The 3,431-nt window shown below is 27.7% G+C and carries 1 protein-coding gene; it reads right to left on the bottom strand.

Annotated elements, in window-relative coordinates:
- Nucleotides 1–622: 622 nt before the first annotated feature.
- Entirely contained in the window at nucleotides 623–3,019 is a 2,397-nt protein-coding gene (locus DVW06_RS16695) for a putative mucin/carbohydrate-binding domain-containing protein (protein WP_137264913.1), read from the bottom strand.
- Nucleotides 3,020–3,431 lie beyond the last annotated feature (412 nt).

Below are 3,431 nucleotides of genomic sequence, written 5' to 3'. Positions count from 1 at the left end.
TATTAAAATAATTCTAAACTATTTACCTCAAAAAGTGCAATAAATTATTTCTGAACAATAAAATGATAGTCAAAACAAAAAAATATTGTTAATCGTTCAGAGCCATCCACCATTTTTACAATTAATGTATTCATATAAACTATTTACGATACTATAATAAAAGCATTATAGTTATTTATAAATAATTAAAGCAACTAATTGAAGAATTTCATCTATTATCTTTAATACTTTATTTATTCAAAATACTTTAAATATTTCTGCTAGATTAGCAAATAAAAATTGTAACTAGGAAATATCTCTAGGATCTATCTATCACTTTTTAACTAAATATACTATGTCTTAGTCCTCACTTAAAATATATCAAACAAGATAAATAATAAAGCACTGTGCAACCACTAAAAGAAAGGTTGTAAAGCGCCTTATCCAAAATCAAAAATACTGGTCTTTAAAATAAAGAAGACGTTTTCCCCATATAATCTCATTCTAACAGCTTAAGAAACATGGTAAATAACAGGATCACTAATAAAAATATTCTATCACCTTGATTATATAACATGAAATTAAAGAATATTGACACCAAGTAAAATTTTTGCAGATTATCATAATCTTTTCTCGACTATTTTTATTCTTTTATATCAATACTTGACCCAATACTCTTAGATATAATTGGATAGTCTTTCAAAGATTCATTCATACTTTTTATAGCCTCTTTATATTGATCACTGTCCTTCGCTCCCGACAATAACGACAATTTATCATTCCACGCATGATAATTTAGTGGTTCTACCTTTAATGATTCATTTAAAAGTTTCAATTTATCAGAATTATTTGTCTTTATTGCTGATTCATATCTAAAATATTCAGATTTCCTATATTCATCTATATGAGAAGAGAAGTAGTTATTGATCTGTATATAAGGAAGTGTAGAATTATAGTTGCCACAACCCTTCCATCCATAAACATCGTATCCGAGTTGATAATTATGATCGCTGTTTAAAAATATATATGCACAATGTCCTGGTTGCCCAATAGGAAAAGCTGGCACACCATATGCTTGTGCTAAAACGCAACTAAGCTTTGACATAGCTCCACAAACTCCACCATATTTAATAACTTCTTTTATAGTTGGATTAGGTCCGTAAAAATTTCCACTCTGAACGCTTACTCCAGTTTCAGGATTTTTCATAACATATTTAATTAGAGTATAGCCTCTTGTAATTCCTGATCTAGTTAACATATCTGGTTTATTTTGCTTCACATAATTTCTTAACCAGTTCATATCATCATCAGTTATTTTAGCATTTACTACATTTCTTGTTTCCTGTACAGTTAAACTTGCAAAATCTTCAAAAAGAACTCCTTGTTGAAGAGCATCTTCATAATTTAAGTATCTTTTGATTGGATCAATTTTCAAAGAAGAATTATACCAAGCACTTACTTCTTTGTTAAACTCCATAGCAACACTAATAGCAATTTTTAAATTAGTTCCCTGATGTGACTTATCAGATTTATTCCATATTTTAAACCATAATTCAAAAGCTTCTTTTTCATTTTCTAAATTATATGGATTTTTAAATTGGTATGAGGACATTCCCCCTTGATTAGATGTTGTTGCATAACCTGCATCTAAGTATAATTGCATAGCTTCAGAATTTCCATATAGCCAATTTAAAAATGCTTTGTGCCTATCATCTGCTTTTATAAAGCTATCCAAATATTCTTTCGTCAGTCTCGTTTCAATATTTTTTTGAAGTATTCCATTCATTTTTTCATTGAATAAAAAAACTTTAGATAATCCTTGTTTCCCAATTCGGATCTCTACCATTTTCTCAGATAACTCAATTGGTTTTACTATATTATTATCGTCATAACTTTTTACTCTAGAACTATGCTCAGATCCAGTTAAGCGAATTTTATAGCCTATTTTAAAAGGAACTTTTTCTGTTTCAGCCTCTAATTGTTTATTCCCTATAAAATCCTTACTGTAAATGACTTTATCTTGCAAATCCAAAACTTCGATTTTCTCATAAGAGCTAGTAAAATACTGATGTGGCTTCACATTATTAGTAACCAGTGTCAAATTCATAGTATTGTAATCTACTTTTAGCGTCGCATACTCCGAGTTACCTAATCCTAAAAAATGTAAAATTCGATTTTTATCATCTATTCTTTCTAACTTCCCATTTCTCACCATATACATATATGGATTAGTTTCATTTTGCTTCAATTGATCGTTATGATTTGTTACAAATCGACTAGGTTCTGTTTTATTAATTACTAAATAATAACCTTCTTTTAGATCCAATGCCTCAGACTGTGCCTGCTGCAATTGATTTCCTATATATTTTTTACTATAAACTGTATTTTTCTTATTATCCATAACTGTAATTGTCGCATATTCTTTATCAATATAGGAATGCGGTTTCACTGCTTTAGTAATTAATTTACAGCTGTAGCTTTTATCAGCATAAAAATATAGTTGTGCAAACGTTGAATCCCCTAATCCTTTAAAAGTAAATTCCTGTAATAAATCCGTAGCTCGAGATAGCAATGTAAGTATTTCTTCTTTTTGGGAATCAGTTGAATTCCCTACTTTTTCTTTTAATTTATCAATCTTTTCTTGAGTCACATCTTCTGATAATTTTGTACATTGCTCATCTGAAAATAAAGATGTAACATCGATTTTTAATTGATCTAATTGAGAAATATTTAGAGAAACATCTGAATCATTATCAGACTTATATTCTTTTGAATTTTTAGAATTATTTTTTTCTTCACTATCACTTGATTCAAGTGTCGCTGAACTATCTATCTCTGTAGATGAGGAATTAGTGATAGATTCTTGAACAGTATCTTTACTAAACATAGATTCACTGCTAGAAACTGATTTTTCCGAGGAATTCTCAGTAGATGATGAAGAATATACTATACTACTATTTTTTTCTGATACTTCTTTATTACTATCATCATCTGCATGGGAAATTGTAGAAATTGCACTAATTCCGAAGAATATTCCCATACATGTATATACAATAATTTTTTTGATTTCATGAAAAATTCTTTCCTATCTTGTAAGATATAATCAATATTAAATGGTGCTTATTATCGTTTTCAATCAAATTGATTGTCGTAATAAATAGATACTTGCTCAATTGAAAGAAAAAATAACTTTTAAGATAATTAAGTCATAATCAGAAGGCAAAAAACTAATTTAATAAGAAAAGAGAAGTACATTTGTACCATAGATATTCTTTAAAAAATTTTATTTATTCAAAACCCTCAAACTTAGACTGAAATTAAAAATGAAACGAATATAAATTATATTCGTTATTAAAAGCGATCGATATTCAACTTATAATTAATTAATCAATTTTGTAATAATCTATCTATTTTGCTTAATATATCAAGAAAATCCCTTCTTTATTTAATAA

Origin of the sequence: Enterococcus sp. ARL09-542, assembly GCF_005234805.1 — a bacterium.
GTDB classification, from domain to species: Bacteria; Bacillota; Bacilli; order Lactobacillales; family Enterococcaceae; genus Enterococcus_D; species Enterococcus_D gallinarum.
This window is presented reverse-complemented; position numbering and strand designations above follow the sequence as displayed.